Genomic DNA, 856 nt, shown 5'->3' on the forward strand with positions numbered 1-856 from the left:
GGGTCGCCTGGACCGGGTCGCCGGGGAAACCCTGCGGGTCGCGTTGGACGCGATGGGCCAGTACGGCGACCAGACCCGCTCCCCGGGGCAAGCCTCCGCGGACGCGTTGGCGATGCTGGCCGAAGGCGCGTGCGCCGGGGCGCGACCCACGACCGCGCGCGGCGAGGACCGGACGACGCCGAGGCTAGCGGCCGACGCGCCTACCCAGGCGGCCGCCGCCAACGGCGGCGGCGTCGCCACCGGCGGCGTCGCCACCGGCGCGGTGAGCCGCCCCCACCTGTCCCTGCTGGTCCCGGCCGAGACGGTCGCGGAGCTGCTCGCCCACCAGCGGGTACTGGACGAAGCAGCCAGCGCGGCCCGCGGGCACGCCACCACGCTCGACAGGGCCACCATGTTCGACGACGCCGACGGCGGGCTCGCCGGCGACGGTCGGAGCGCCAGTGGCGGGTTGGCACCCCGAGATCGCCTCTGCGCGCCGATCGCCCTGCCCTGGGGGACCGTGGCCCCGGCGACCCTGGAGGACGGCACCCCGGTGCCCATGACGGAACTCGCCCGGGCGCTGTGCGAAGCGGACATCACCCGGATCGTCATGTCCGCCGAGAGCCTCCCGCTGGACGTCGGCCGCACCAAGCGGTTGTTCACCACCGCGCAACGACGCGCCGCGACCGTGCGCGACGGGCAGTGCACCTGGAACGGGTGCGACCAGCACGCCTCACGCTGCGAGGTGCACCACATCCGCTGGTGGGACCGAGACACAGGTGCCACCTCTCTCAGCAACGCCGCGGTGTTGTGCAAGCACCACCACACCGAGGTCCACCGACTCAACCTGAGCATCACCCGCCTGGAGAAACCCCCA

Annotated in this window: 1 protein-coding gene; it reads left to right on the top strand. The window is 74.3% G+C overall.

Annotated elements, in window-relative coordinates:
- Positions 1-856, top strand: an 856-nt coding sequence (locus HP550_RS00105) for an HNH endonuclease signature motif containing protein (protein WP_175345569.1), incomplete at both ends; no start/stop codon positions are given.

The sequence above is a fragment of the Cellulomonas humilata genome, assembly GCF_013359775.1.
In the GTDB taxonomy this organism is placed as follows: domain Bacteria; phylum Actinomycetota; class Actinomycetes; order Actinomycetales; family Cellulomonadaceae; genus Cellulomonas; species Cellulomonas humilata.